Here is a 25675-nt window from a genome sequence, read left to right as displayed (position 1 = left end):
GCAACGGAACCTGATCGCGGAGGGCATGCGATGGCGCGGAGCGAGCCGGGCTTCGGCGAACTGCTGGCGGCTGCCCGGCACTCGGCCGTCCACCTGGAGATGCGGGACGCCTACGGCGTGGGCGACGAGGCGGACGACTTCGAGGCGTGGAAGCGGACCGGGCAACGGGACGTGGACCCCGGCTCGGCCTACTGGACGCCCTGGGTGGAGCTGATCCAGCGCACGGTCGCCCGAGGCGTCGCCGTGCGCCGTGCCCGCGTCGTATCGGAGCCGGTGACCGACTACATCCGGTACGAGCACGCGGGCACCGTCGTCAACGTCCACGCGGGGGAAGACGTCCGCTGGCTGCCGAGGCGCCGCGCGTCGGACATCGCGCTGCCCGGAAACGACTGCTGGGTGTTCGACGGCGAGGCCGTGCTCTTCAACCACTTCTCGGGGGACGGCGACTGGTCGGAACCGGGCTGGGAAGTGCGGACGGAACCGGCCGTGGCCCAACTCGCGTCGGCCGCCTTCGAGGCCGTATGGAAGCGGGGCGTACCGCACGAGCGGTACCGCGTCTGAGCCCGCCCCGAAGGGCGGTGGCGCCCGGGGCCAAGTCCGCCGACCGGCAGGCGTCTTCCGGGCCTCGTCAAGATTTCCCCCCGGTGTACAACCGTCACGCCCCCTGAGCGGTCTTGTGTGCGTCATTCACGCACGTCATCGCACGTCACAGGAGGAACAGTGCGTCGTTCCCTCATCGCCGCCGTCGCGACGGCGGCGCTCGCCGCGCCGCTCGCGCTCGTCGCGACCGGCAGCGCGACCGCCGCGCCGCAGGCCCCCAGGGCGGCCAAGGCCCCCGTGGCCGACTTCAACAAGGACGGCTACGCCGACCTCGCGGTCTCCGCGCCGGAGGGGACCGTGGGCGGCAAGGAGGGCGCGGGGTACGTCGCCGTCGTGTACGGGTCGGCGAGCGGGCCCGACAAGGCGCACCCGCGTCTCATCCACCGGGGGACGGCCGGTGTGCCCGGGGACGTGGCCGAGGGGCAGGCCTTCGGGCAGGAGACGACCGTCGGGGACTTCGACGGGGACGGGTACACCGACCTCGTCGTCTCGGACTACGGGTTCGCGACCAAGTCCGTCGCGCTGTGGGGCTCCAAGGACGGCCTGACCGGCGCCGCCAGCGAGTTCCCCATGACCCGGGGGCGTCTTTCGTCCGGCGACTTCAACGGCGACGGGCACCGCGACCTGGTGACGAGCGAGTTCCAGGCCGGGCCCGAGAGCGACGAGTCGGGCATGACCGTCTCGTACGGGCCGTTCACGCGCGGCGGCGAGGCCGCGGGGAAGGCCGCCGTGAGCGCCGGGGCGTTCCGCGAGGTCCACGAGCTCGTCGCCGGTGACCTGAACGGCGACGGCGTCGACGACCTCGTCTCCAGCCACGGCTTCGAGGACAGGGCGTACGGAAGCCAGTTCTGGAAGGGCACCAAGGACGGGATCAGCCCCACGTCCACGCCGCTGAAGTCGTCCATCGGCGGCGCCGTCGCGGACGTCGACGGCGACGGCTTCGGGGACTTCGTCACCCGCGACAACGGCACCTCCCAGGAGGACAACGACAGCGAGGCGGGCACCGTCCGCGTCGACTACGGCAGCGCGGCCGGGCCCGCCGCCACCCGCACCGCGAAGATCACCCAGGACTCACCGGGCGTGCCGGGCGTCGGCGAGGGCGGCGGCGAGACCTCGCCGGACGACTTCAACGACGGCGACATGTTCGGCTACGACATCAGCGCGGGCGACATCAACGGCGACGGCTACGCGGACGTCGCCGTCGGCGTCCCCGGCGAGGACGTCAAGGCGGGCACCAAGAACGTCGAGGACGCGGGCAGCGTCGTGGTCCTCAAGGGCGCGAAGAGCGGCCTCAGCGGGACCGGCGCGCAGGCCTTCACCCAGTCCACCGCCGGTGTCCCCGGCGCCTCCGAGAAGGACGACCGCTTCGGCATGCGCGTCCTGCTCTCCGACCTCAACGGCGACAAGAAGGCCGACCTCACCGTGGCCGCCCCCTGGGAGGACGGCACCGTCCTGAACTCGGGCGCCGTCTGGGCGTTCAAGGGCGCGGCAAGCGGCGTGACGACCTCCGGCACCACGTCCTTCGGCCCGGCCGCGCTCGGCGCGCCGCAGAAGGGCGCCCGCCTGGGCGAGCGCCTCGCGCGCTGACGCCCGTACCGAACCACCCTCATCGCAACGGCCCCGGCGCGCGTCCAGCCGCCGGGGCCCCCGCACGCACACCTCAGGAGAAACAAGTGCGCCGATCCCTCATAGCCGCCGTCGCGGCGGCCGCGCTCGCCGCGCCGCTCACGCTCGCCGCGACCGGCACCGCGTCCGCAGCGCCCAGGCCCCCCAAGGCCCCGGTGGCCGACTTCAACGGCGACGGCTACGCCGACCTCGCGATCGGCGCCGCGTACGGCTCCGCCGGTGGCACGAAGAGCGCCGGGTACGTGGCCGTCGTACCCGGGTCCAAGAACGGGCCCGACACGGCGCACCCGCGCCTCATCCACCGCGACACCCCCGGCGTTCCCGGCGACGCCACCGAGGGCGAGACCTTCGGCCAGGAACTGGTCGTCGGCGACTTCAACGGGGACCGCTACTCCGACCTCGTCGTCAGCGGCGACCTCCAGGCCAAGGCCGTCCTGCTGTGGGGGTCCGCCAACGGCCTGACCGGGGCCTCCGCCGAGGTCCCGAACGGCGCCTACGGGAACATCACGGCCGGGGACTTCAACGGTGACGGGCACCGCGACCTGATCACCGAGGCGTACCCGGTGCACGGCAACGACCAGGCGACCATGACCGTCTCCTACGGCCCGTTCACGGGCCAGGGCCACCCGGCCAGGAAGCAGGGCGTGCGCGTCCCCGCTGAGCCCGGAGTCCTCGACCTGGTGGCCGGGGACATGAACGGCGACGGCGCCGACGACCTCGTCATCAACAACGGCGACGAGGACGGACCGCTCGCGAGCCGGTTCTGGAAGGGCACCGGGAACGGTCTCAGCGGCACCTCCAGCAGGACCCTCAAGCCGTCCCGGGGCGGCGTCGTCGCGGACGTCGACGGCGACGGCTACGGCGACTTCGTGACCCGCGCGGTCAGCGGCGACGGCGAGGCGCAGTCCGACGACCCGGGCACCGTCCGGGTCGACTACGGCAGCAAGAACGGGCCGGGCGCCACCCGCAGCGTGAAGATCACCCAGGACAGCCCGGGCGTGCCCGGCACGGGCGAGCGGGGCGGGCCCATCCCCGGCGAGGGCGAGTACCACCGCGGTGACGGCTTCGGTGCCGGACTGAGCGCGGGCGACGTCAACGGCGACGGCTACGCCGACATCGCCGTCGGCGCCCCCGGCGAGGACATCAAGGTGGGCGACAAGCAGGCCTACGACACCGGCAGCGTCACCCTCCTGAAGGGCGCCAAGACCGGCCTCAGCGGCAAGGGCGCCCAGCTGTTCACCCAGTCCACCGCCGGTGTCCCCGGCGTCTCCGAGACCGGCGACGGCTTCGGCGCCGCGGGCACGCTCTCCGACGTCAACGGCGACAAGAAGGCCGACCTGACCATCACCGCGCCCGGGGAGGACACCACCGTCAACGAGGTCGGCGCGGCCTGGTTCCTCAAGGGCGCCAAGTCCGGCCTGACGACGTCCGGCGCCGCGTCCTTCGGCCCGGCCGCCCTCGGCGCGCCGACCGAGCGCGGCTACTTCGGCGCGTGGGTCGGCCGCTGACCCTCGCCTCCGGAACCGGCCGGGTTCTCACCCGGCCGGTTCCCCGAGGCCGTCGAGCCACGCCGTGAGCCGCGCCCCCTCCCGGGTCATGATCTCCGGGTCCCGCAACGCGTTGGCCAGGAGCGACATGCCCTGGTAGCCGGAGACGAAGGTGACGGCGAGCGCCTCCGGGTCCGCGCCCGGCAGGGCCAGGGCGCGGAACTGGTCGGCGGCCCAGTCGAGCAGGCGGCGGACCACGGCGGCGGCCTCGGCGTCGAGGCCGCCGCCGTCGTCGCGCTTGTCGAGTTCCACGGCCAGGGTGCCGGTGGGGCAGCCGTGGCGGGCGGCCGTCTCGCGCTGCCCGACCCAGGCCGCGACCAGGGCCTTGAGGCGCTCGCGCGGGTCCGGCAGCTCCGCCAGGCCCGCCGTGATCTCGTCCAGGCGCGCGGTGTGTTCGGACAGCGCGGCCCGGACCAGGTCGTCCTTGGTCTTGAAGTAGTAGTAGACGTTGCCCACGGGCACGTCCGCCGCGCGCGCGATGTCGGCGAGGGTGGTGCGCTCGACGCCCCGCTCGTGCAGGACCCGGGCCGCCGCGGCCGCGAGCCGCCGCCGCTTGTCGGCGCCGCGCGCCCTGGGCTTCGCGCCCTGTTCCGCGCCTTGTTCCGGCTTCGGCCCGGACTTCGGCCCGGACTTCGGCTGCGGCCCGGGATTCACTGAGTTGGTCACCCAACTCACTATAGGCAAGCACCGAACGCCCGTGCTACGTTCTCGCCTGGCGAGTGAGTCAGCCAACTAACTTACTAATCAACTCATGGAGATCGCGATGATCGTTGTGACGGGTGCGACGGGCAACATCGGCCGGACGCTGGTTCCCCTGCTGGCCGACGCGGGCGAGGACGTCGTCGCGGCGTCCCGGCGGGAGGCGCCCGCGGACCTTCCCGCCGGAGTCCGGCACGCGCGGGCCGACGTCGGGGACGCGGCGTCCATGCGGCCGGTCCTGGACGGCGCGGACGCGCTCTTCCTGCTGCTCGGCGGCGAGCTGAACAGCCACGGCGAACACCCGGACGCCCTGCTCGACGCGGCCGCGCGGGCCGGCGTCAAGCGGGTCGTCCTGGTGTCGTCGCAGCTCAACTCGACCCGGCCCGAGGCCCCTTCGCACGCCCGGCTGCGGGAGTTCGAGGCGGCCGTGCGCGACTCAGGACTCGGCTTCACGGTCCTGCGCCCCAGCGGCTTCGCCTCCAACGCCTTCGCCTGGGCCGACGCGGTCCGGGCCGAGCGCACGGTCCTGGCCCCGTTCGGGGACGTGGCGCTGCCCGTCGTCGACCCGGCGGACATCGCCGAGGTCGCGGCGGCCGCACTGCTTGAGGACGGACACCTCGGGCGTACGTACGAACTGACTGGCCCTCAGGTCATCAGCCCGCGCCAGCAGGCCGCGGCGATCACCGAAGCGCTTGGCGAGGAGGTGGCGTTCGTGGAGCTGTCCCGCGCGCAGGCCCACGCCCAGCTGGCGCGGTTCATGCCGGAGGAGGCCATCGGCGGGACCCTGGACGTCCTCGGCGTCCCGCTGCCCGCCGAGCGGGAGGTCAGCGGGGACGTGGAGCGGGTCACCGGGCGTCCGGCCCGCCCCTTCGCGGACTGGGTGGCGCGCAATCTGCCCGCCTTCCGCTAAGGCAGTGCGGCGTCTAGCCCCACGTCCGCGAGCAGAGCACCAGCTGGTAGCCGTCCGGGTCGGCGACGGTCACGCCGAACTCGTCCCAGTACGGATTGTGCGCGGAAACCCGGATGCCGCCCGCCTCCGTGAGCCGGGCGACCAGGGACTCGTCCACCGGCTCGCCCAGGTAGACCACGAACAGGTCGTCCACCGTCGGAGTCGGCTCCACCGGGCGCTCGGGGTCGTGCGTCAGCTCGAAGTGCCAGGCGCCGCCCTTCGGGCCGACCATCAGCAGGTCGTGCTTGCCGGGTTCGCGCGCGGTGGACCGCCACAGGACGTCGAGGCCGAGGGCGTCCACGTAGAAGCGCTCGGCGGCGGCGAGGTCCCGCGAGGGGCGGGCCACGCGCACATGCGTCGTCGCGTCGATCACTTCGCGGCCTCCTTCGCGGCTTCCAGGGCGGCGGCCCACACCGGGCTGTCGACGTAGTGGTTGTCGAAGCGCTCGCCGGACTCGGCGATCTCCTTGAAGTCGGCCTCGCCGCGCAGCACGCGGCTCAGCAGGCGCAGGTAGTCGAAGCGGCCCATGCCCGGCGTGAAGACGAACATGACGTCGGCCTCGCAGCCCGGGGCCGCGGCGAAGGCGTGCGGGGTGTGCGGCGGCACCGCCAGGAAGTCACCCGCGTTCAGGATGGTGATCTCCTCGCCCACGAGGACCTGGAGGGAGCCGCTGACCACGAAGAACAGCTCGCTGGCCCTGGTGTGGAAGTGGGCCGGGGCGCCGACCGCGCCCTTGGCGAAGGTCGAGCGGTAGCTGGTGAAGCCCGCGGCCCCGCCCGTCTCGCCCAGGAGGGTCATGACGCTGCTCGGGTCGGCGCAGGTCTCGGCGTCGGCGTGGCGGGTCAGGACCGGCTGGGCGGCGGTGGTGATGGTGTCGGTGTCGGTGTTCGCGGTGGCTGCGTTCTCGTTCATGATCAGAACTCTATGGCTGAAATGACTCCCTGAACAGGTCACTTGGGCACGCAATTCATGGGTCAATTTCGCCGGGGGCGCACCGTCACCGCCGTGCAACCATCCCGTCTTCTCGCAGGTCTCCCCACTGCACAGGCGTTGCCCCACAGCAGTCTCAGGAGGACCAGTGCGACGCTCCGTCATCGCAGCCATTTCAGCCATCGCGGTCGCCGTGCCGCTCACCGCCACCACCGGCACCGCGTCCGCCGCCCCCAGGCCCCCCAAGGCGCCGGTGGCCGACTTCAACCGCGACGGCTACGCCGACCTCGCCATCACCGCCCCCTACGCCACGCTCCGCGGCGAGCGCGACGCCGGTTACGTCACCGTCATCTACGGCTCGGCGAGGGGAGCGGACAGCTCGCACCCCCAGATCATCGACCGGGCCACGGACGGCATCCCCGGCGAGATCGAGGAGGACGGCCTCTTCGGGTCCCGGGCGACCGTCGGGGACCTGGACGGCGACGGGTTCACCGACCTCGTCGTCGGCGGCCGGTACGGCGACAAGCTCGTCGCCCTGTGGGGTTCGGAAACCGGCCTGACCGCCGGCGCCACCGAACTGCCCGCCACTTCCCCCGGGTTCAGCGCCGGTGACTTCAACGGCGACGGCCACCGGGACCTGGTCAGCAACGACTACCCGGACGACGACGTGGACGAGAAGGGGATGACCGTCTCGTACGGGCCCTTCACGCGCGACGGCAAGCCCCAGCGGCAGCAGACCCTCCACACCAGCCAGACCTTCGGACCCATCGACTACGTCCCCGGCGACCTGAACGGCGACGGCGTCGACGACCTCGTCACCAGCCACGGCTTCGAGGAGACCACGTACGCGAGCCGCTTCTGGAAGGGCACGAAGAACGGCCTCACCAGCACCACGCGCGGGCTCAAGGCGTCCCTCGGCGGCGCGGTCGCGGACGTCGACGGCGACGGCTACGGCGACTTCGTCACCCGCGACAACGGCTCCAACAACGACGACAACGAGATCGACGAGGGCACCGTCCGCGTCGACTACGGCAGCGCGGCGGGGCCCGCCGCCACCCGCACCAAGAAGATCACCCAGGACACGGCGGGCGTCCCCGGCGTCGGCGAGACCGGCGACCAGTTCGGCTCCGACATCAGCGCGGGGGACGTCAACGGCGACGGCTACGCCGACATCGCCGTCGGCGTGCGCGGCGAGGACATCGGCACCGGCTCCGCCAAGGTCGCCGACGCCGGGTCCTTCGTCCTGCTCAAGGGCGCGCGGGCCGGGCTCGGCGGGCGCGGGGCGCAGGCCTTCGACCAGTCCAAGCCGGGGGTGCCCGGGGTCTCGGAGAAGCGGGACTTGTTCGGGCACCGGGTGTTGCTGTCCGACGTCAACGGCGACAAGCGGGCGGACCTGGCCGTGACCGCCTACGGCGAGGACGGGGCGTACCGCGACTCGGGCGCGGCCTGGGTCTTCCCCGGCACCCGCGCCGGCCTCACCACCACCGGCGTCACCTCCTTCGGCCCCAAGTCCCTGGGGGCCCCGGAGCCGGGCGCGCGCTTCGGCCAGGACGTGGGCCGCTGACGCCTGACCCTCGCGGGGCGCCCCAGACCCGCCCCTTCCCGATCCTGGGGCTCCGCCCCAGACCCCGCTCCTCAAACGCCGGAGGGGCTGGAAATCCAGCCCGTCCGGCGTTTGAGGACGAGGCGCGAAGCGCCGATGCTTTTCGGGGGTGTCAGGGGGCGGAGCCCCATGGTTCGGGAAGGGGCGGGTCTGGGGCGTCCCACGCGGGCTACGCCTCCACCACCGGCAGCAGTTCCGGCAGATGCCCGTCCGACGCCGCCGCCGCGTGGACGCGCTCCGCGGGGACCTCGCCGTACAAAGTGGTGCGCGGCTTCGCGGGGCGGCCCGCCGCCTCGGCGATGGCGATGAGGTCCTTGACCGAGCGGTAGGAGCCGTAACTGGAGCCCGCCATCCGGGAGATGGTCTCCTCCATCAGCGTGCCGCCCAGGTCATTGGCGCCGGAGCGCAGCATCTCGGCGGCCCCCTCCGCGCCGAGCTTGACCCAGCTGGTCTGGATGTTGGGGATGTGGGGGTGAAGGAGCAGGCGGGCCATGGCCGTGACGGCGCGGTTGTCGCGGGTGGTGGGGCCGGGGCGGGCGATGCCCGCCAGGTAGACGGGCGCGTTGGTGTGGATGAAGGGCAGCGTCACGAACTCCGTGAAGCCGCCGGTCTCCCGCTGGATCGCGGCCAGCGTGCGGAAGTGGCCGAGCCAGTGCCGGGGCTGGTCGACGTGGCCGTACATCATCGTGGACGAGGAGCGCAGGCCTACCTCGTGGGCGGTCTTGATGACCTCGATCCACGTGGCCGCCGGGAGCTTGCCCTTGGTCAGGATCCAGCGGACCTCGTCGTCGAGGATCTCGGCGGCCGTGCCGGGGATGGAGTCAAGGCCTGACTCCTTGGCGCGCTGGAGCCACTCGCGGATGGAGAGGCCGGTGCGGGTGGCGCCGTTGACGACCTCCATCGGCGAGAAGGCGTGCACGTGCATGCCGGGCACGCGCTCCTTCACGGCCTCGGCGATGTCGAAGTACGCTGTGCCGGGCAGGTCGGGGTGGATGCCGCCCTGCATGCACACCTCGACGGCGCCCACGTCCCAGGCCTGGGCGGCGCGGTCGGCGACCTGGGAGAGGGACAGGGTGTACGCGTCGGCGTCCGTGCGGCGCTGCGCGAAGGCGCAGAAGCGGCAGCCGGTGTAGCAGACGTTCGTGAAGTTGATGTTCCGCGTGACGATGTACGTGACGTCGTCGCCGACCACGGACTTGCGGACGTCGTCGGCGACGGAGCAGAGCGCGTCCAGGGCCGGTCCGTCCGCGTGCAGCAGGGCCAGGGCCTCGTCGTCGGTGAGGCGGGTGGGGTCGTCGGCGGCCGTGGCGAGGGCGGCGCGGACGTCGCCGTCCAGGCGGGACGGGACCATGCCCGGCGCCGCCTGCTCGCGCAGGGCCTCCCAGTCGCCGTACACCTCGTCGAAGTCGTCGCGCCGGTCGCCGGTGCGGCCCTCCGTGTCGATGGTGCGGTGCAGGTCGGTGCGGCCGGAGGAGGCCACGTAGCCCTCGTCGGGCTCCTGCCAGGGCAGGCCGCGCACCGGTGCGTCCGGGTTCGCGAGGCCCGACTCCAGGGCGAGCGCGTCCACGTGCGGGCGCAGGCGCGGGTCCAGCCAGGGCTCGCCGCGCCGCACGAACTCGGGGTACACGCAGAGGCGTTCGCGCAGCTCGAAGCCCTCCGCGGCGGACTGCTCGGCGAGCGCCTCGATCTGCGGCCAGGGCTTCTCGGGGTTGACGTGGTCGATGGTGAGCGGCGAGACGCCGCCCCAGTCGTCGATCCCGGCGCGGATGAGGCGGCCGTACTCGCCGTCGACCAGGTTCGGCGGTGCCTGGATGCAGCCGGAGGGGCCCATGACGTGCCGGGCGACGGCGACCGTCGCGACCAGCTCGTCGATCTCGGCGTCCGGCATGCCGCGCATCGCCGTGTCCGGCTTGGCGCGGAAGTTCTGGATGATCAGCTCCTGGACGCCGTGGTAGGAGCGCGCCACGCGGCGCAGCGCGAACAGCGAGTCCGCGCGCTCCTCGTACGTCTCGCCGATGCCGATGAGCAGCCCGCTGGTGAAGGGGACGGAGGAGCGGCCCGCGTCCTCCAGGACGCGCAGGCGCACGGCCGGTTCCTTGTCCGGCGAACCGTAGTGGGGGCCGCCGGGCTCGGACCACAGGCGCTCGGCGGTGGTCTCCAGCATCATGCCCATGGAGGGCGCGACCGGCTTGAGCCGCTGGAAGTCCGTCCACGACATCACGCCCGGGTTGAGGTGGGGCAGCAGGCCCGTCTCCTCCAGGATGCGGATGGATATGGCCCGTACGTACGCGATGGTGTCGTCGTAGCCGTGCGCGTCCAGCCACTCGCGGGCCTCGGGCCAGCGGTCCTCCGGCTTGTCGCCGAGGGTGATGAGGGCTTCCTTGCAGCCTAGGGCCGCGCCCTTGCGGGCGATGTCCAGGACCTCGTCCGGGGACATGAACATCCCGTGCCCGGCCCGGCGCAGCTTGCCCGGCACGGTCACGAACGTGCAGTAGTGGCATTTGTCCCGACACAGCCGGGTGAGCGGGATGAACACGCTCTTCGAGTACGTGATGACGCCCGCGCGCCCCGCCGCCTGAAGGCCCGCGTCGCGCACCCGGGCCGCCGACGCCGCCAGGTCCTCCAGGTCGTCGCCGCGCGCCTGGAGCAGCACGGCGGCCTCGGTCACGTCCAGCGCAACGCCGTCCCTGGCCCGCCGCAGGGCGCGGCGCATGGCGTTGGCGGTGGGACGTCCGGCCTCGGGGGGCTGCGCGCTGTTGGTCATGTCCTTGAGCATACGAGCGACAACACACGACACCCACAGGCACTTCCGCCAGCTGAGAGCGGCCTCCGGGCCCGTCCCGGGCGGCTCCCCGCCTCCCCCAGAAGGAAACCTGTCGATTCCCTTCCCTTACAGGGGAGTTCACGGCTCAATACCAGAGTTGCCCGCATCACTCACGTCTCGTCGTCACCGTCGCCACCGACCTCTGGGGAGCCGCAGCATGTGCGAGGACGAAAGCCACCTGAACAGACGGGCGCTGTTCGTGACGGGGGCGGCCGCCGCCCTTACGCTCGGAACCGTGAGCTTCGCGGAGGACGCTAACGCCGCCGAGGGCGCCAAGGGCACCGGGCGGCGCTCCGGCAAGGAGACGAAGACCGTCAGGGGCACGCTGCCCACCGGCTCGCCGGACTTCGTGTACCTGCCGGTGGAGGTGCCGCGCGGCGTCAGCCAGATCCACGTCGCCTACACGTACGAGAAGCCGCCCGTCCCCGCGGGGACCGCGGGCAACGCCCTCGACATCGGCGTCTTCGACGAGCGCGGCACCGCGCTCGGCGGCCGCGGCTTCCGCGGCTGGTCGGGCGGCGCCCGCACGGAGTTCTTCGTCCGCGCCGACGACGCGACGCCCGGCTATATCCCCGGCCCGGTCCGCGCGGGCACCTGGAACATCGCCCTCGGCCCGTACACCGTCGCCCCGCAGGGACTGCCGTACGAGGTGACGATCACCCTCACCTACGGCGCCCCCGGCACCACGCCCAAGCCGGTGTACCCGCCGGAGCGCGCCAAGGGCCGCGGCCGTGCCTGGTACCGCGGCGACTGCCATCTGCACACCTGGTACTCGGACGGCCGCCGCACCCCCGCCGAGATCGGCGCCCTCGCCCGCGCGGCGGGCCTCGACTTCATCAACACCTCGGAGCACAACACCCACTCCGCGCACGCCCACTGGTCCGACGTCGCCGGTGACGACCTGCTCGTCCTGCTCGGCGAAGAGGTCACCACCCGCAACGGCCACGTCCTCGCGCTCGGCACCGAGCCCGGCACGTTCGTCGACTGGCGCTACCGCGCCCGCGACAACCGCTTCGGCCACTACGCCCGCGCCATCCACCGCGCCGGGGGCCTGGTCGTGCCCGCCCACCCGCACGCCACCTGCGTCGGCTGCAACTGGAAGTTCGGCTTCGGCGAGGCGGACGCGGTCGAGGTGTGGAACGGCGCGTACTCCCCGGAGGACGAGGTGGCGCTCGCCGAGTGGGACAACGCCCTGGTCGCCGCCGCGCGCGGGGGCCGCGCCTGGACGCCCGCGATGGGCAACAGCGACGCCCACCGCGACCCCGACCCCGTGGGCCGCCCGCAGACCGTCGTCCTGGCCGACGACCTCACCCGCGAGGCGGTCCTGGAGGGCATCCGCGCGGGCCGCTCCTACCTCGCCGAGGCCAAGGACGTCGAGCTGTCCTTCTCCGCGTCCGGCGGCAAGGGCCTGCACGCGGGCATCGGCGGACGCCTGCGCGTCGACCGGGACGACCCCGTGACCGTGCGCCTGGACGTCAAGGGCGCGCCCGGCTGCGTCATCCGCTTCGTCACCGACCAGGGCACCCTGTTCACGAGCCCGGCCATCGGCGATTCGGGCACGGGCACCGCCGAGTGGCGGACCACGGCGTCGTACGCCGCGTACGTACGCGCCGAGGTCCGCAAGCCCCCGGTGACACCGGGCCTCCCGGGCCCGATGCGCGCCCTGACGAACCCGATCTTCTTGGGCCGCTAGCCCTGCCGGGGGCACCTCCCCCACCCCGCCCCTTCCCGAAACCGGGGCTCCGCCCCGGACCCCGTATCGGCGCTCCGCGCCTCGTCCTCAAACGCCGGACGGGCTGGATTTCCAGCCCCTCCGGCGTTTGAGGAGCGGGGTCTGGGGCGGAGCCCCAGTTCGGGAAGGGGTGGGTCTGGGGCGTCCCACGCGGGCATCAGCCCGGCCAGACCACCGCCTGGGGTTCGCTGTAGGCCGCCAGTGCGTACGACCCGCAGTCGCGCCCCACGCCGCTGGACTTGAACCCCCCGAAGGGCGCCTCCATGTTGCGGCCGATGGTGTTGACGCCGACGCCCCCGGCCCGCAGACGGCGCGCGACGCGAAAGGCGCGGGCGACGTCGCCGGACCAGACGTAACTCAGCAGCCCGTACTCGCTGTCGTCCGCCAGGGCGACCACCGCGTCCTCGTCGCCGTCGAAGTCGAAGGGCACGACCACGACCACAGGGCCGAAGATCTCCTCCCGGACCACCCGCATGTCGGGGGTGCAGTCGGCGAGCAGCGCGGGGGCCACGTAGAAGCCCCGGTCGAGGCCGGGCGGGCGGGGGCCGCCGGTGAGCAGGCGGGCGCCCTCCTTGCGGCCGAGGTCCACGTACGACTCGACGCGGTCGCGGTGCACCGCCGAGATGACGGGGCCGACGACGGTCGCCGGGTCGCGCGGGTCGCCCACCTTCAGGCGGGAGGCGTACGCCGTCAGCTTTTCCAGGAGCGGCTCGTAGGCGGCCCGTTCGACCAGGACCCGCGTGGGCGCCGTGCAGATCTGGCCGCTGTAGAAGGAGAACGTGGTGCCGATCCCGGCGGTCGCCGCGTCCAGGTCCGCGTCCGCGAAGACGACGGCCGCGCCCTTGCCGCCCAGCTCCATCAGCTGCCGCTTCAGGCCCCGCCCGCACACCTCGCCGATGCGCCGCCCGACGGCCGTGGAGCCGGTGAAGCTGACCATGTCGACGTCCCCGGCGGCCACGGCCGCCTCGCCGACCTCCACGGACGTGCCGCTGACCACGTTCACCACGCCGGGCGGCGCCCCCGCCTCCGCCAGGGCGGCCGCCATCCGGTAGACGGACAGGGGGTCCTGCGGCGCCGGTTTCACGAGCACCGTGTTGCCCATCGCCAGGGCCGGGGCGACCTTGCCCGCCGGGTTGGCCCAGGGGTTGTTGTAGGAGGTGACGCAGGTGACGACGCCGACGGGCCTGCGGATCTCCAGGGCGCCGAGCACCGCCGCGCGCCCCAAGGGGCCCGCCTCGTTGACCTGCGGCACCAGGCCCGTCTCGACGGGTTCCAGGGCGCCCTTCGCGTACCGCCTGAAGCGGGACACCGCCACCGCGACCTGCATGCCGCGCGCGGTCGCGGTGGTCGCCCCGGTCTCGGCCTGGGCCAGGGCGGCGTGCGCGGCGAAGTCCCGCTGGATGAGGTCGGCGGCCCGGGACAGGACCCGCGCCCGCTCCTCGGGCGTCGTGCGCGACCACGTCCCAAAGGCCTCCCGGGCCGCCGAAGCCGCCCGCTCCACCTGCGCGCGGCTCGCCTCCGGGGCCAGGCCCACGACGTCCTCGGACGCCGGGTCGATGACCTCGTAGTGGCCGCCGTCGGGTTCGACCCACGCGCCGCCGATGAACAGGCGCTGCGGGGCGCTCACTTGGTGGCCACCGTGCGCGTGTCCCGGCCCGACCGGAGCACCCTGCCCGGCACGGCGCCGGTGATCACGTCGTCGCGGATCGCCTCGGTGCCGTTGACCCACACGGCGCGCACGCCGATCGCCTTGGAGTCCAGGCGCGGGCTGTCCCCGGGCAGGTCGTGCACCAGCGTGGCCTTGCCCGCGTCGATCCGCTCGGGGTCGAAGAGGACGAGGTCGGCGTGGTAGCCCTCCGCGATCCGCCCCCGTTCGCGCAGGCCGAACAGGCGGGCCGGGTCGTCGGTGAGCATCTTCACGGCCTGTTCGAGGCCGACGAGCCTCCGTCCGCGCAGACAGTCGCCGAGGAAGCGCGTGGTGTACGGCGCCCCGCACATGCGGTCCAGGTGCGCCCCGGCGTCGGAGCCGCCGAGCAGGACGTCCTCGTGGCGCCAGGTCTCGGCGCGCAGGGCCCACGAGTCGGGGTCGTTGTCGGTCGGCATGGGCCACAGGACCGTACGCAGCCGGTCGCTCGCGCAGATCTCGACGAGGCAGGCGAAGGGGTCGAGGCCCCGCTCGGCGGCGATGTCCGCCACCACGCGTCCGGTCAGGCCCGCGTTCGCCTCGGAGTACGTGTCCCCGATGACGTACCGGTCGAAGCGCGCGAGCCGCCGGAAGACCCCGGCCTCCGGGCTCGTGGCGCGCCGCAGGAGCTCCGCCCGCACCCCGGGGTCCCGCAGCCGCGCGATCCGCTCGGGCACCGGCAGGGCGAGCACGTCCCCCCATCCGGGGATGAGGTTCAGGGCGCAGAACGTCCCGAGGCTCATGTTCATCGGCGTCAGGATCGGCATCGTCAGGGCGACGATCCGGCCGCCCGCCTTCCGGGCGCGCTCGCTCGGCTCCAGCTGGCGCGGCACCCGGTCGGGGACGGCGGCGTCGATGGTGAGGACGTTCCAGTTCAGCGGCCGCCCGGCCGCCGCGCTCAGCTCGACGAGCAGGTCGATCTCGGCGTCGTCGAACCGGTCCAGGCACCCGGCGACGATCGCCTCCAGCTGCGTCCCCTCGTGCTCCCCGACGGCCCGCGCGAGCGCGAGGAGCTCCCCGGGGCGCGCGTGCCGGGACGCGACGGGCTGTCCGTCGCCGTCGGAGTGCGTGGCCGACTGCGTGGTGGACAGGCCCCACGCGCCCGCCTCCATCGCCTCGTGCAGCAGCGCCACCATCCGCTCCAGCTGCGCCGCCGAGGGCTGCCCGCCCACGGCGTCCGCCCCCATCACGTACCGCCGCAGCGCGCAGTGCCCCACCATGAACCCGGCGTTGACGGCGATGCGCCCCTCCAGGGCGTCCAGATACTCCCCGAAGGAGTGCCACGACCACGGCGCGCCCTCCTCAAGGGCCACCAGGGACATCCCCTCGACCTTGGACATCATCCGCCGCGTGTAGTCGGCGTCCTCGGGCCGCGCCGGGTGCAGCGGCGCCAGCGTGAACCCGCAGTTGCCGCCCGCGACGGTGGTCACGCCGTGGTTCAGCGACGGCGTCGCGTAGGGGTCCCAGAACAGCTGCGCGTCGTAGTGCGTGTGCGGATCGACGAACCCGGGCGCGAGCACGAGGCCGTGCGCGTCTTCCCGGGTACGGGACTCCTCCGTGACGGCGGGGGCCACGACGGCCACGCGGCCGTCCCGTATCCCGACGTCGGCGACGCGGCCGGGCACCCCGGTCCCGTCGACGACGGTCGCGCCCCTGATGAGATGGTCCAGCATGACGACACACCCTCCATGGCTGTGATGTCGGCCCTCGCGGGGCGCCCCAGGCCCGCCCCTTCCCGATCCGGGGGCTGCCGCCCCCGGGCCCCCGCTTTTCGGCGCTTCGCGCCTCGTCCTCAATCGCCGGACGGGCTAGAACCTGCCGGTTTCAGCCCGTCCGGCGTTTGAGGACGAGGCGCGAAGCGCCAATGGCAGTTGAGCGGGGCCCGGGGGGCCTAGGCCCCCCGGAACCGCCGCGTCCGGTGCACGGGATCCGTATCGATCTTGGGGATCACGTGCTCGCCGATCAACCGAATGGTTGCCATCGTGTCGGCGTACGAGACCCCGATCGGCAGCCCGAACGACAGCTGATCCGCCCCGGCCCGCTCCCAGCGCTCGCACTGGCGCAGCACCTCATCCGGGTCCCCGCAGATCATCAGCTCCTCGGCGATGAGCATCTCGATGATCTCCTCGGTGTAGTCGGGCAGGACCTGGGGCCACTGGGGGATGCCCTCGGGCCGCGGGAACGTGTCGTGGTAGCGGAAGACCAGCGACTGGAGGTAGTTGAGCCCGCCGTTTACGGCGATCTCGACGGCCTTGGCGTGGGTCTCGGCGCAGATGGCCGTCGACGTCACCATCACGTTGTCGTTGACGAAGTCACCGACGGGCTCCGCGTCCGCGATCGCGGTCTTGTACTGCTCAAGGACCCACTCCATGTCGGAGACCTTCTGCACGCTGAAGCCGAGCACCCCGAGGCCCTTCTTGGCGGCCATGGCGTACGACGAGGGGGACCCGGCCGCGTACCACATGGCCGGGTGCGAGGCGCCGTACGGCTTGGGGAACACCTTGCGCGGCGGCAGCGACCAGTGCTTGCCCTGGAAGCCCTGGTACTCGTCCTGGAGCCACATCTTGGGGAACTCGGCGATGGTCTCCTCCCAGATCTCCTTGGTGTCGTTCATGTCGGTGATGCCGGGCAGGAAGCCGAGGATCTCGTGCGATCCGGCGCCGCGCCCGCTGCCGAACTCGAAGCGCCCTTCGGAGAGGTGGTCGAGCATCGCGACCTTCTCGGCGACCTTGACCGGGTGGTTGACCGGGGCCAGCGGGTTGAAGATGCCCGAGCCGAGGTGGATGCGGTCGGTGGCGTGGGCGAGGTAGCCGAGGAAGACGTCGTTGGCGGAGAGGTGCGAGTACTCCTCCAGGAAGTGGTGTTCCGAGGCCCAGGCGTACTTGAAGCCCGCCCGGTCCGCCGCGATGACGTACTCGGTCTCCTCCATCAGCGCCCGGTGCTCGGCGAGCGGGTCGGTCAGCGCGCTCTTGCCCACGTATCCCTGTACAAAGAGCCCGAATTCCAAGGCGGTTCACCGTCCTCGTCATGTGCGTCCTCGGCCTGCGGGTCCCCGTCACCGCCCCACCTGACGCACCGTCAGATCACTGCTCCGACTGTTCCATCCGGCCCCTGGAGCGTCAATAGCTGACGAGCCGTCAGATCGCCCTTACCCCGGCCAGCCAGCCGCCGTCGATCACGAACGGCTGCCCGGTGATGTACGACGAGTCCTCCTCGGCGGTCAGGAACAGCGCGAGCCGCGCCACCTCCTCGGACCTGCCCGCCCGGCCGAGCGGCACCAGCCTGCGGTACAGCCGGTCCAGGCCCCGCGACGCCTGCTCGGCATCCGCCGTCGGGTCCAGGTGGGCCGGGTTGCTCATGGGGGTGTCGATGGCGCCGGGGCAGATGGCGTTCACGCGGATGCCCCGGTCGGCGAGCTCCAGGGCGGCCACCCGGGTCAGACCGATGACGGCGTGCTTGGTCGCGCTGTACGCCCCGACGTACGCCATGCCCGTGAGCCCCGCGTACGAGGCGGTGTTCACGATCGTGCCGCCGCCCGCCTCCTCGATGTGCGGGGCGACCGTCTTGATGCCGAGGAACACCCCGGTCTGGTTGACCTCGACGATCCGCTGGTACTCCTCCAGCGGGGTCTTCACCAGCTCGTTGAAGCGCAGGATGCCCGCGTTGTTGACCAGGCCGTCGACCGCGCCGAAGGCGTCGCGCGCGGCGGCCACGCCCGCCTGCCAGTCGGCCTCGCTGGCGACGTCCAGGTGCACGTACCGCGCCCGGTCCCCCAGCTCCTTGGCCAGCGCCTCGCCCTGTTCGTCGAGTACGTCGCCGATGACGACCCCGGCGCCCTCGGCGACGAAGAGCCGCGCCTCCTGCTCCCCCTGGCCGCGCGCCCCACCGGTGACGATGACGACGCGCCCGTCGAGCTTGCCCATGCGGGTCCCCTTCTCTTGGGTTCAGCCGGTTCGGCGGGTTCGGCCGGTTCAGCCGGTTCTCAGCCGAGCAGCGGCGCGACCTGGGCGCCGAACGCCGCCATCTGATCGGTCAGTTCGGCGCGGCTCCGGCTGCGGAACCGCACCTGGATCTGGTGCACGCCCATCGCCGCGTACGCCCGCAGCGACTCGGCGAGCTCGTCCGGCTTCCCGGTGAGCGTGCGCCGCCCCACGGGCCAGGAGGGCTCGCCCACGTACAGCGGCTCGGCGATGGCGCCGATGGTGACCGGGGCGGTGACCCCGGCCCGCTCGCGCAGCCGCCGCAGCCTCTCGATCTTGGCGGGGAGCTCGGCGCGCGGGTCGCCCTGCGGCAGCCAGCCGTCCCCGCGCGTGGCGGCGCGGCGCACGGCGGCGGGCGAGGAGCCGCCCACCCACAGCGGCACCCGCTCCTGCGCGGGCCGGGGCCGCTGGCCGAGGTCGGCGAAGTCGTGGGCGTGGCCGTGGTGTTCGGGGAACTCCTCGGGGCCGAGCGCGGCCCGCAGCGCGTCGATGGTCTCGTCGAGCAGGGGCCCGCGCCCGGCGAAGTCGGTGCCGAGCGCGGCGAACTCCTCCGGTACGTGGCCCGCGCCGACGCCGAGGATCAGGCGGCCGCCGCTGAGGTGGTCGAGGGTCGCGTACTGCTTGGCCGTGAGCAGCGGGTGGCGCAGGGCGACGACGGCGACGTGGCTGAGCAGCCGGACGCGCTCCGTGGCGGCGGCGAGGTAGGCGAGCGTGGCGACCGGGTCGTACCAGGTGGTGCCCATCGCGGCCGCGAGGCGGCGGGGGATCGCGACGTGATCGCAGACGGCGATGTACGCGAAGCCGGAGCGGTCCGCCTCGCGGGCGATCTCCACCAGGTCGGCGACGGCGGCCCCCGCCTCCCAGGCCTCCGCGAAGACGGCGCTCTGCGCCTGGACGGGCAGCTGCGTCCCGTACGCGAGCCGCCCGGCGGGAAGGGTCTGCGCACTGCTCGGCATCGACGACACGAGAACTCCACCCCTCGCCCTGACCCGGCGGCACGCCCTCGACGCCGGCGGTCCGCCCCGACGGCCCACATCGTCGTACCTGACGGTCCATCAGACAAGGGGCACGCACACCGGGCCGCCCCGCCGGGCCGGACCGCCCCCTCAGGTCACCTCGAAGCCCAGGGCCCCGGCGATCACCCCCGCCTGGTCCAGGTCGACCTTCGTGCGGCCGATGCCCACGGTCAGCGGGTCGAGGGCGGACAGCTCGCTGCCGCGCAGGTCGGCGCCCATGAGCTGGCTGCTGTGCAGCATCGCGCCCGACAGGTCGCAGCAGGTCACCGTCGCCTCCTCCAGGCGGGCGGCGGTGAGGTCCGCCTCCCGCATCCGCACCCCGTCGAAGACGGACTTGCGCAGATCGGCACCGGGCAGCGCGACGAACGACCAGTCTCCGCCCCGCACCTCGAAGACCGTGAACGCGCACTGCTGGAACAGCGCGCCCACCGCCTTGCACCGCTCGAACCGGGTGTCGAAGAACACGCAGCGCTTGAACACGCAGTTGGTGAAGGCCGTCGCGGTGAACCGCGCGGCGTTGAACTTCACCCCGGCGAAGGTGCACCCGTCGAAGGTGGCGCCCTCCGCGACGGCCTCCGTCAGATCCGTGTCGTAGAACGTGAAGCGCTCGAACACCTCGCCCGACAGATCCCTGCCGTACCAGTCCCCGCCCCGCACCACCCGCCCCTCGTCCGGCACGGGCGGCTCATGGGAGAAGGGGTCGACATTGGCCCGCTCACGTTTGATCGCCATGCCTTCGATTGAACCCCGGGCCACTGACAACCGCCGGACGCGGCGGCAACCGTGCGGCTACGCTCGGTAGCCGGATGCCTGAGCCGTGCGGTGAAGGGAAGGGCTGCGGCGATGACCGTACTGGACCGACTCTGGCGGGAAGTGGAAGCACGGATCAACGCCGAGGGCTACGTCGTCGAGATCATCGACGGAAAGGTGATCATGACTCCGCAGAGCCCCGTGCGGTCGAACACGATCTACGACGTCATGACGCAGACGCGCGGCGCCCTCGGCAAGGCGCCGACCGTCTTCGCCGTCGCCGTCGACTTCCCGGGCGAGACCTCATCGGCCCCTGCCGTCACCCTTCTCGACGAGGGTGCCCAGCCGCGCGGCAGGCGGTACGTCTTCGTGGACGTGCTCGCCGCCGTCGAGATCGCGTCCACGGAGTCCGACGACAGCGTCTACGTCACCAAGGTCGCCAAGTACAGCCGCTTCGGCATCGAGACGTACCTGATCCTCGACCCCTTCAAGAAGCTGTGCACGCTGTACGAGGGCTCCAGCGGCACCGGCTACCGCAAGAAGACCGAGTACCCGTACGGGGCGAGCATCGACCTGAAGCTCTCCGACGGCCGCGAGTTCACGCTGGACACCAGCGGATTCCCCGTGGAGGACTGAGCACCCCCTCAGGCCCCCGGCCCCGGCCACAGCCCGGCGGGGGTGAGGCCGAGCAGGTCGATCGCGTTGCCCCGGACGATCCGTTCCACCACGGCCGGGTCCAGGTGGCCCATCTGGGCCTCGCCGACCTCGCGGGACTTCGGCCAGGTGGAGTCCGAGTGCGGGTAGTCGGTCTCGTACAGGACGTTGCCGACGCCGATCGCGTCGAGGTTGCGCAGCCCGAAGGCGTCGTCGAAGAAGCAGCCGTACACGTGCCCGGCGAAGAGCTCGGACGGCGGCCGGTGGACCTTGTCGGCGACGCCGCCCCAGCCCCGGTTCTCCTCCCACACCACGTCCGCGCGCTCCAGGATGTACGGAATCCATCCGATCTGCCCCTCGGCGTACATCACGCGCAGGCGCGGGAAGCGCTCGAACTTGCCGCTCAGCAGCCAGTCGACCATCGAGAAGCAGCAGTTCGCGAACGTGATCGTGGAACCGACGGCGGGCGGCGCGTCGGCAGACGTGGAGGGCATCTTGCTGGAGGACCCGATGTGCATGGCGACGACCGTGCCGGTCTCGTCACAGGCGGCCAGGAAGGGGTCCCAGTAGTCGGTGTGGATCGAGGGAAGTCCGAGATGCGGCGGTATCTCCGAGAACGCGACCGCCCGCACGCCCCGCGCCGCATTGCGCCGCACCTCGGCGGCGGCGAGCTCCGCGTCCCACAGGGGGATCAGGGTGAGCGGTATCAGCCGACCTTGGGCGGCGGGTCCGCACCACTCCTCCACCATCCAGTCGTTATAGGCCCGTACGCAGAGAAGTGCCAGGTCCCGGTCCTTGGCCTCGGTGAAGGTCTGGCCGCAGAAGCGCGGGAAGGTCGGGAAGCAGAGCCCGGACTGGACGTGGTTGACGTCCATGTCGGCGAGGCGCTCGGGGACGTCGTGGGAGCCGGGGCGCATCTGCTCGTAGGTGATGACCTCCAGGCGGATCTCGTCGCGGTCGTAGCCGACGGCCGTGTCGAGGCGGGTCAGGGGCCGGTGCAGGTCCTCGTACACCCACCAGTCGCCGATCGGTCCGTCCTCGCCCTGATTCCCCATGACAGGGGCGAACTTCCCGCCCAAAAACGTCATTTCCCTCAGGGGGGCGCGCACGATGCGCGGGCCCCGGTCGCGGTACCGCGCCGGAAGCCGGTCCCGCCACACGTGCGGCGGCTCCACCGTGTGGTCGTCCACCGAGATGATCCTCGGGAACGGCGGCGTGGCGGCGGCGGCTTCCTTGGCGCTCTCCACAGTGCTCTCCACGGTCTCCATGCGGACCACGGTAGCGCTGATCTGACGATCCGTCAGTTGTCCGAATCCAGTCACTGGTGCGGGAACCCTGTGAGAGCCGTCCCCCACGGCTGACGCATTCACCCTCGACAAGGCAAACTGTGCACCGCAGCACGTCGCGCGGGCCCGTCAGGTCAGGCGGCGTCCGCAGCGGGATAAAGCAGGCACGAACCGGGCACAGCCGGGCACAGTTGGGCGTATTTGATCAGACAGAGGCAACTGCGTGCGGCGGGCAGCAGGGGGAGCGATGGACGGTCTACCGCGAGTTCCGGAGCAGCGGCGTCCGGCGGCGGGGAGCGGCCCTGACGCGGTGGCTCAGACACCGGCCACGGCGCCCGGCCCCGGCGCGCCCGCGCCCGGGTCCGAGGTGGCACCCGGGTCCGCCGGGTCCGCCGGGGCACCCAAGGCCACGGGGCCGCGGGCGTCCGCGGCGAGGGAAACCGCGGCCAAGGACACGGGCTCCGCGAGGGGAGGCGGGGGCGGCGCGGCCAAGGGCGCGGGCGCTACGGGCAAGGGTGCGGGCGCTACCGGCAAGGGCGCCGACGTCGCGGCCAAGAGCACCGGCACCGTCGCCAAGAACGCGGCTGCCGTGGCCAAGAACACCGACGCCTCGGCCAAGAACGCGGGCAACACCGCCAAGAACCCGGGCACCGCGGCCAAGAACGCCGCCGCCGTCACGAGAGGCGTGGACGCCGCGGCCAAGCACGCGGCCACCGTGACCAAGAACGCCGCCACCGTGACCACCAGCGGCGACGCCTCGGCCGACAGTGGCGACGCCTCGGCCAACAGCGCTGGCGCCGTCGCCAACAGCGCTGGCGCCGTGGCCAAGCACGCGGCCCCCGCGGCCAAGCACGCCGACTCCTCCGCCAAGGGCGCGCCCAGCGCCCCGGCCGGAAGTGACGGGCACGCCCGGTTCAGCGTGCTCGGGCCCGTCCGGGCCTGGCTCGGCAGTGAGAAGCTGCCCACCGGGTCCCCGCAGCAGCAGGCCCTGCTCGCCGCGCTGCTGCTGCGCGGCGGCCGTACCGCCACGGCGTCCGAACTCATCGACTCCATCTGGGGCGACGAGCCGCCCTCCCAGGCCCTGGCCGCGATCCGCACGTACGCCTCGCGGCTGCGCAAGGCCCTGCCCGCGGGCACCCTCGTCAGCGAGTCCGGCGGCTACGCCGTCCGCGCCGCCGACGGCACCCTCGACCTCACCGAGGCCGAGACCCTGTGGTCGGCCGCCGAGCGGGCGCGCGCGGGCAGCGACGTGTGCCAGGCCCGCGCCCTCGTCAACAAGGCCCTGTCCCTGTGGGAGGGCGAGCCCCTCGCCAACGTCCCGGGACCGTACGCCGACGCCCAGCGCACCCGCCTGGAGGAGTGGCGCCTCCAGCTCCTCGAGTCGCGCCTCGACATGGACCTGGAGCAGGGCTGCCACGCGGAGTCCGTGTCCGAGCTCACCGCCCTGACCGCAGCCCACCCCCTGCGCGAGCGCCTGCGCGAGCTGCTCATGCTCGCCCTGTACCGCTCGGGGCGGCAGGCCGAGGCCCTCGCCGTCTACGCCGACACCCGCAGGCTGCTCGCCGACGAGCTGGGCGTCGACCCGCGCCCCGGCCTCCAGGAGCTCCAGCAGCGCATCCTCAACGCCGACCCGGCCCTCGCCGAGCCGTCGGCCCCCGCCGCCGAACCGGCGGCGGGCGTGGTGCGGCCCGCGCAGCTCCCGGCCACGGTCCAGGACTTCACCGGGCGCGCCTCCTTCGTCAAGGAGCTCAGCGACATCCTCTCCACCGCCGAGGGCCGCGTCATGGCGGTCTCCGCCCTCGCGGGCATCGGCGGCGTCGGCAAGACCACCCTCGCCGTGCACGTCTCGCACGCCGCGCGCTCCCACTTCCCCGACGGCCAGCTGTACGTCGACCTCCAGGGCGCGGGCCCCCGCGTCGCCGAGCCCGAGGCCGTGCTCGGCGCCTTCCTGCGCGCGCTCGGCACGGCGGACTCCGCGATCCCGGACACCCTGGCGGAGCGGGCCGCGCTGTACCGCTCCGTCCTGGACGGCCGCCGCGTCCTGGTCCTCCTGGACAACGCCCGCGACGCCGCCCAGGTCCGCCCCCTGCTGCCCGGCACGGAGGGCTGCGCCGCGCTCGTCACGTCCCGTACCCGCATGGTGGACCTGGCCGGGGCCCACCTCGTCGACCTGGACGTGATGTCCCCCGACGAGGCCCTCCAGCTCTTCACCAAGATCGTGGGCGAGGAGCGCGTGGCCTCCGAGCGCGAGGCCGCCCTCGACGTGGTGGCGGCCTGCGGCTTCCTCCCCCTCGCCATCCGCATCGCGGCGTCCCGCCTGGCGGCCCGCCGCACCTGGACCGTGTCCACGCTGGCCGCCAAGCTGGCCGACGAGCGCCGCCGCCTGGACGAGCTCCAGGCGGGCGACCTCGCCGTCGAGGCCACCTTCGAGCTCGGCTACGGCCAGCTGGAGCCCGCCCAGGCCCGCGCCTTCCGCCTGCTCGGCCTCGCCGACGGCCCCGACGTCTCCCTCACGGCCGCCGCCGCGATGCTCGACCTGCCGGTCGAGGACGCCGAGGACCTCCTGGAGTCCCTCGTCGACACCTCACTCCTGGAGTCCGCCGCCCCCGGCCGCTACCGCTACCACGACCTCGTACGCCTCTACGCCCGCGCCTGCGCCGAACGCGACGAACTCCCACCCAGCGAACGCGAGGCCGCGCTCTCCCGGCTCCTGGACTTCTACCTGGCCTCGGCGGCACGCGTGTACGCGATCAAGCGTCCTGGCGACCGGACGGTCGATCACCTGGAGTCCGTCGACCACACCGTGCGCGGCTTCGCCGACGACGACAGGGCTCTGGACTGGCTGCACGCGGAGGCGGGGTGCATCTTGGCGTGCGTACAGCAGTCGCTGAACGAGGGGAGCCTGCGGCGGGCAGTCGATCTGCTTCTCGCAGCGAAGGACTTGGCTGAGTCCGGCGCCAGCTCCCTCCGGTACGAACTGGTGACGCGGGCGGCACGGGATGCGTCCGTCACCATCGGGGACCCCTACGTGGAGGGTCGCGCACGGATCAGCCTCAGCCAAGTGCTCAACAAGCTCGGACACTTCGAGGAGGCAGCCTCCGAAGGGGCCCGCGGCGCCGAACTCGCCGCGCTGACCGGAGACCCTTGGACCTGCGGCAACGCCCCGAACGAGCTCGGGATCACGGCATATTGCATGAACCGCTATGAGGCCAGTGAGACCTACTTCCTCAGGGCCGCTGACGCGTTCCGCAGTGACGGGAACCGGCCTGGCGAGGCAAGCGCCCTCTGCAACCTTTCCCGCTCCCTTGTCATGCTGGGGCGTACGGACAGGGCAATCCAACTCGCCCGGCAAGGCATGGCCATCTACGACGAGCTAGGCCTCGCCTTCCGTCTGGCCAACGCGAAGAGCGCGCTCGGCATCAGCCTCAGCCACGCGGGTCGCCACACAGAGGCTCTGGACCAGCTCAACGGGGCACTACAGCTGTTCGTGGGGAACCGCCAGCGGCTGTGGGAGGGCACCACGCACTACCGCATCGCCCAGGTGCACTTCGCGGCGCAGCGCCCGGCGCAGGCCGCACAACATGCCGAGCAGGCACTCACCACGGGCGGTGTCGGCGGCGACTGGATGAGCGCCAACATCCTCACCCTTCTCGGGCGGTCCCTGAACGGCCTGGGGCAGCGCGACCGGGCCCGTGCGTGCTGGCACAAGGCTCTTGCCATCCATGAGGCCGCCGGGGCAACGGAAGCCGCCACGGTGCGGGAGCTCCTTCGCCCCGTCAACGCCGCCTGAGCCTG

The 25675-nt window shown here is 72.8% G+C and carries 19 protein-coding genes; 8 read left to right on the top strand and 11 right to left on the bottom strand.

The features are described 5' to 3' along the window. The first annotated feature begins 30 nt into the window (after positions 1–30). The 3 genes from AC07A4_RS20405 (at position 31) to AC07A4_RS20395 (ending at position 3734) form a co-directional block, all read left to right on the top strand. A complete protein-coding gene (locus AC07A4_RS20405; RefSeq protein WP_478600474.1) occupies positions 31–561 on the top strand; it encodes a DUF6879 family protein in 531 nt (176 codons plus the stop codon). Positions 562–720: 159 nt separating this feature from the next. Continuing rightward, positions 721–2187 carry an FG-GAP-like repeat-containing protein gene (locus tag AC07A4_RS20400; RefSeq protein ID WP_478600471.1) on the top strand — a complete coding sequence of 489 codons (1467 nt, stop codon included), beginning with the start codon at positions 721–723 and terminating at the stop codon, positions 2185–2187. An 86-nt stretch (positions 2188–2273) separates the two neighbouring features. Further along, the gene (locus tag AC07A4_RS20395; protein WP_478600469.1) at positions 2274–3734 is read left to right on the top strand and encodes an FG-GAP-like repeat-containing protein; all 1461 of its coding nucleotides are present in this window, start codon (positions 2274–2276) and stop codon (positions 3732–3734) included. Positions 3735–3761: 27 nt separating this feature from the next. On the opposite strand, the gene AC07A4_RS20390 is transcribed toward AC07A4_RS20395, so the two are convergent. After that, on the bottom strand, positions 3762–4439 hold the full coding sequence (locus AC07A4_RS20390; protein WP_478600467.1) for a TetR/AcrR family transcriptional regulator: 678 nt from the start codon (positions 4437–4439) through the stop codon (positions 3762–3764). A gap of 97 nt (positions 4440–4536) precedes the next feature. Here AC07A4_RS20390 and AC07A4_RS20385 point away from each other — a divergent pair, with 97 nt between their 5' ends. Next, entirely contained in the window at positions 4537–5382 is an 846-nt protein-coding gene (locus AC07A4_RS20385; protein ID WP_478600465.1) for an NAD(P)H-binding protein, read from the top strand. Between the two features lie 13 nt (positions 5383–5395). Here AC07A4_RS20385 and AC07A4_RS20380 read toward each other — a convergent pair whose 3' ends face one another. Then, positions 5396–5794 (bottom strand): VOC family protein, encoded by a 399-nt coding sequence (locus AC07A4_RS20380; RefSeq protein WP_478600463.1) that lies wholly within the window; start codon positions 5792–5794, stop codon positions 5396–5398. Beyond that, positions 5791–6333 (bottom strand): cupin domain-containing protein, encoded by a 543-nt coding sequence (locus tag AC07A4_RS20375; RefSeq protein ID WP_478600462.1) that lies wholly within the window; start codon positions 6331–6333, stop codon positions 5791–5793. The genes AC07A4_RS20380 and AC07A4_RS20375 overlap by 4 nt, the downstream gene beginning before the upstream one ends. Positions 6334–6499: 166 nt before the next feature. Between AC07A4_RS20375 and AC07A4_RS20370 the strand changes: the two genes are divergently transcribed. Continuing rightward, positions 6500–7915, top strand: a complete 1416-nt coding sequence (locus AC07A4_RS20370; RefSeq protein ID WP_478600461.1) for an FG-GAP-like repeat-containing protein — start codon at positions 6500–6502, stop codon at positions 7913–7915. A gap of 208 nt (positions 7916–8123) precedes the next feature. On the opposite strand, the gene AC07A4_RS20365 is transcribed toward AC07A4_RS20370, so the two are convergent. Further along, a complete protein-coding gene (locus AC07A4_RS20365; RefSeq protein ID WP_478600458.1) occupies positions 8124–10718 on the bottom strand; it encodes a bifunctional FO biosynthesis protein CofGH in 2595 nt (864 codons plus the stop codon). Between the two features lie 217 nt (positions 10719–10935). On the opposite strand from AC07A4_RS20365, the gene AC07A4_RS20360 reads away from it, so the two are divergent. Further along, positions 10936–12471: a CehA/McbA family metallohydrolase gene (locus tag AC07A4_RS20360; protein ID WP_478600456.1), complete on the top strand. Its 1536-nt coding sequence runs from the start codon at positions 10936–10938 to the stop codon at positions 12469–12471. A 196-nt stretch (positions 12472–12667) separates the two neighbouring features. On the opposite strand, the gene AC07A4_RS20355 is transcribed toward AC07A4_RS20360, so the two are convergent. The 6 genes from AC07A4_RS20355 to AC07A4_RS20330 all read right to left on the bottom strand — a co-directional run bounded on the left by AC07A4_RS20355 (position 12668) and on the right by AC07A4_RS20330 (position 19922). Continuing rightward, entirely contained in the window at positions 12668–14137 is a 1470-nt protein-coding gene (locus AC07A4_RS20355; RefSeq protein WP_478600454.1) for an aldehyde dehydrogenase family protein, read from the bottom strand. After that, positions 14134–15867 carry an N-acyl-D-amino-acid deacylase family protein gene (locus AC07A4_RS20350; protein ID WP_478600451.1) on the bottom strand — a complete coding sequence of 578 codons (1734 nt, stop codon included), beginning with the start codon at positions 15865–15867 and terminating at the stop codon, positions 14134–14136. The genes AC07A4_RS20355 and AC07A4_RS20350 overlap by 4 nt, the downstream gene beginning before the upstream one ends. Before the next feature lie 218 nt (positions 15868–16085). Further along, positions 16086–17201, bottom strand: a complete 1116-nt coding sequence (locus tag AC07A4_RS20345; protein WP_478600449.1) for an LLM class flavin-dependent oxidoreductase — start codon at positions 17199–17201, stop codon at positions 16086–16088. Between the two features lie 130 nt (positions 17202–17331). Next, complete coding sequence (locus tag AC07A4_RS20340; protein ID WP_478600446.1) at positions 17332–18117, bottom strand: SDR family NAD(P)-dependent oxidoreductase; 786 nt, start codon at positions 18115–18117, stop codon at positions 17332–17334. Between the two features lie 59 nt (positions 18118–18176). Then, positions 18177–19130, bottom strand: a complete 954-nt coding sequence (locus tag AC07A4_RS20335) for a TIGR03619 family F420-dependent LLM class oxidoreductase (protein ID WP_478600443.1) — start codon at positions 19128–19130, stop codon at positions 18177–18179. A gap of 150 nt (positions 19131–19280) precedes the next feature. Next, positions 19281–19922: a pentapeptide repeat-containing protein gene (locus tag AC07A4_RS20330; protein WP_478600441.1), complete on the bottom strand. Its 642-nt coding sequence runs from the start codon at positions 19920–19922 to the stop codon at positions 19281–19283. Positions 19923–20033: 111 nt separating this feature from the next. Here AC07A4_RS20330 and AC07A4_RS20325 point away from each other — a divergent pair, with 111 nt between their 5' ends. Continuing rightward, positions 20034–20576, top strand: coding sequence for a Uma2 family endonuclease (locus AC07A4_RS20325; RefSeq protein WP_478600438.1), 543 nt, complete (start codon positions 20034–20036; stop codon positions 20574–20576). Positions 20577–20584: 8 nt separating this feature from the next. Here the strand turns inward: AC07A4_RS20325 and AC07A4_RS20320 are convergent, their stop codons facing one another. Continuing rightward, entirely contained in the window at positions 20585–21862 is a 1278-nt protein-coding gene (locus AC07A4_RS20320) for an amidohydrolase family protein (RefSeq protein WP_478600436.1), read from the bottom strand. Positions 21863–22700: 838 nt separating this feature from the next. On the opposite strand from AC07A4_RS20320, the gene afsR reads away from it, so the two are divergent. Continuing rightward, positions 22701–25670 carry an SARP-family global regulator AfsR gene (afsR, locus tag AC07A4_RS20315; RefSeq protein ID WP_478601049.1) on the top strand — a complete coding sequence of 990 codons (2970 nt, stop codon included), beginning with the start codon at positions 22701–22703 and terminating at the stop codon, positions 25668–25670. Positions 25671–25675 lie beyond the last annotated feature (5 nt).

The organism is Streptomyces sp. NPDC043996, assembly GCF_056435225.1.
The sequence above is the reverse complement of the archived record's forward strand: the minus strand, read 5'-3'. Positions and strand labels throughout refer to the sequence as shown.

What these genes read in the sequence shown, in the direction of transcription:
- AC07A4_RS20405 (WP_478600474.1), top strand. Translation starts at nt 31, where the DNA reads ATGGCGCGGAGCGAGCCGGGCTTCGGCGAACTGCTGGCGGCTGCCCGG.
- AC07A4_RS20385 (WP_478600465.1), top strand. Translation starts at nt 4,537, where the DNA reads ATGATCGTTGTGACGGGTGCGACGGGCAACATCGGCCGGACGCTGGTT.
- AC07A4_RS20375 (WP_478600462.1), bottom strand. Translation starts at nt 6,333, where the DNA reads ATGAACGAGAACGCAGCCACCGCGAACACCGACACCGACACCATCACC.
- AC07A4_RS20365 (WP_478600458.1), bottom strand. Translation starts at nt 10,718, where the DNA reads ATGACCAACAGCGCGCAGCCCCCCGAGGCCGGACGTCCCACCGCCAAC.
- AC07A4_RS20360 (WP_478600456.1), top strand. Translation starts at nt 10,936, where the DNA reads ATGTGCGAGGACGAAAGCCACCTGAACAGACGGGCGCTGTTCGTGACG.
- AC07A4_RS20350 (WP_478600451.1), bottom strand. Translation starts at nt 15,867, where the DNA reads ATGCTGGACCATCTCATCAGGGGCGCGACCGTCGTCGACGGGACCGGG.
- AC07A4_RS20340 (WP_478600446.1), bottom strand. Translation starts at nt 18,117, where the DNA reads ATGGGCAAGCTCGACGGGCGCGTCGTCATCGTCACCGGTGGGGCGCGC.
- AC07A4_RS20335 (WP_478600443.1), bottom strand. Translation starts at nt 19,130, where the DNA reads ATGCCGAGCAGTGCGCAGACCCTTCCCGCCGGGCGGCTCGCGTACGGG.
- AC07A4_RS20330 (WP_478600441.1), bottom strand. Translation starts at nt 19,922, where the DNA reads ATGGCGATCAAACGTGAGCGGGCCAATGTCGACCCCTTCTCCCATGAG.
- AC07A4_RS20325 (WP_478600438.1), top strand. Translation starts at nt 20,034, where the DNA reads ATGACCGTACTGGACCGACTCTGGCGGGAAGTGGAAGCACGGATCAAC.
- AC07A4_RS20320 (WP_478600436.1), bottom strand. Translation starts at nt 21,862, where the DNA reads ATGGAGACCGTGGAGAGCACTGTGGAGAGCGCCAAGGAAGCCGCCGCC.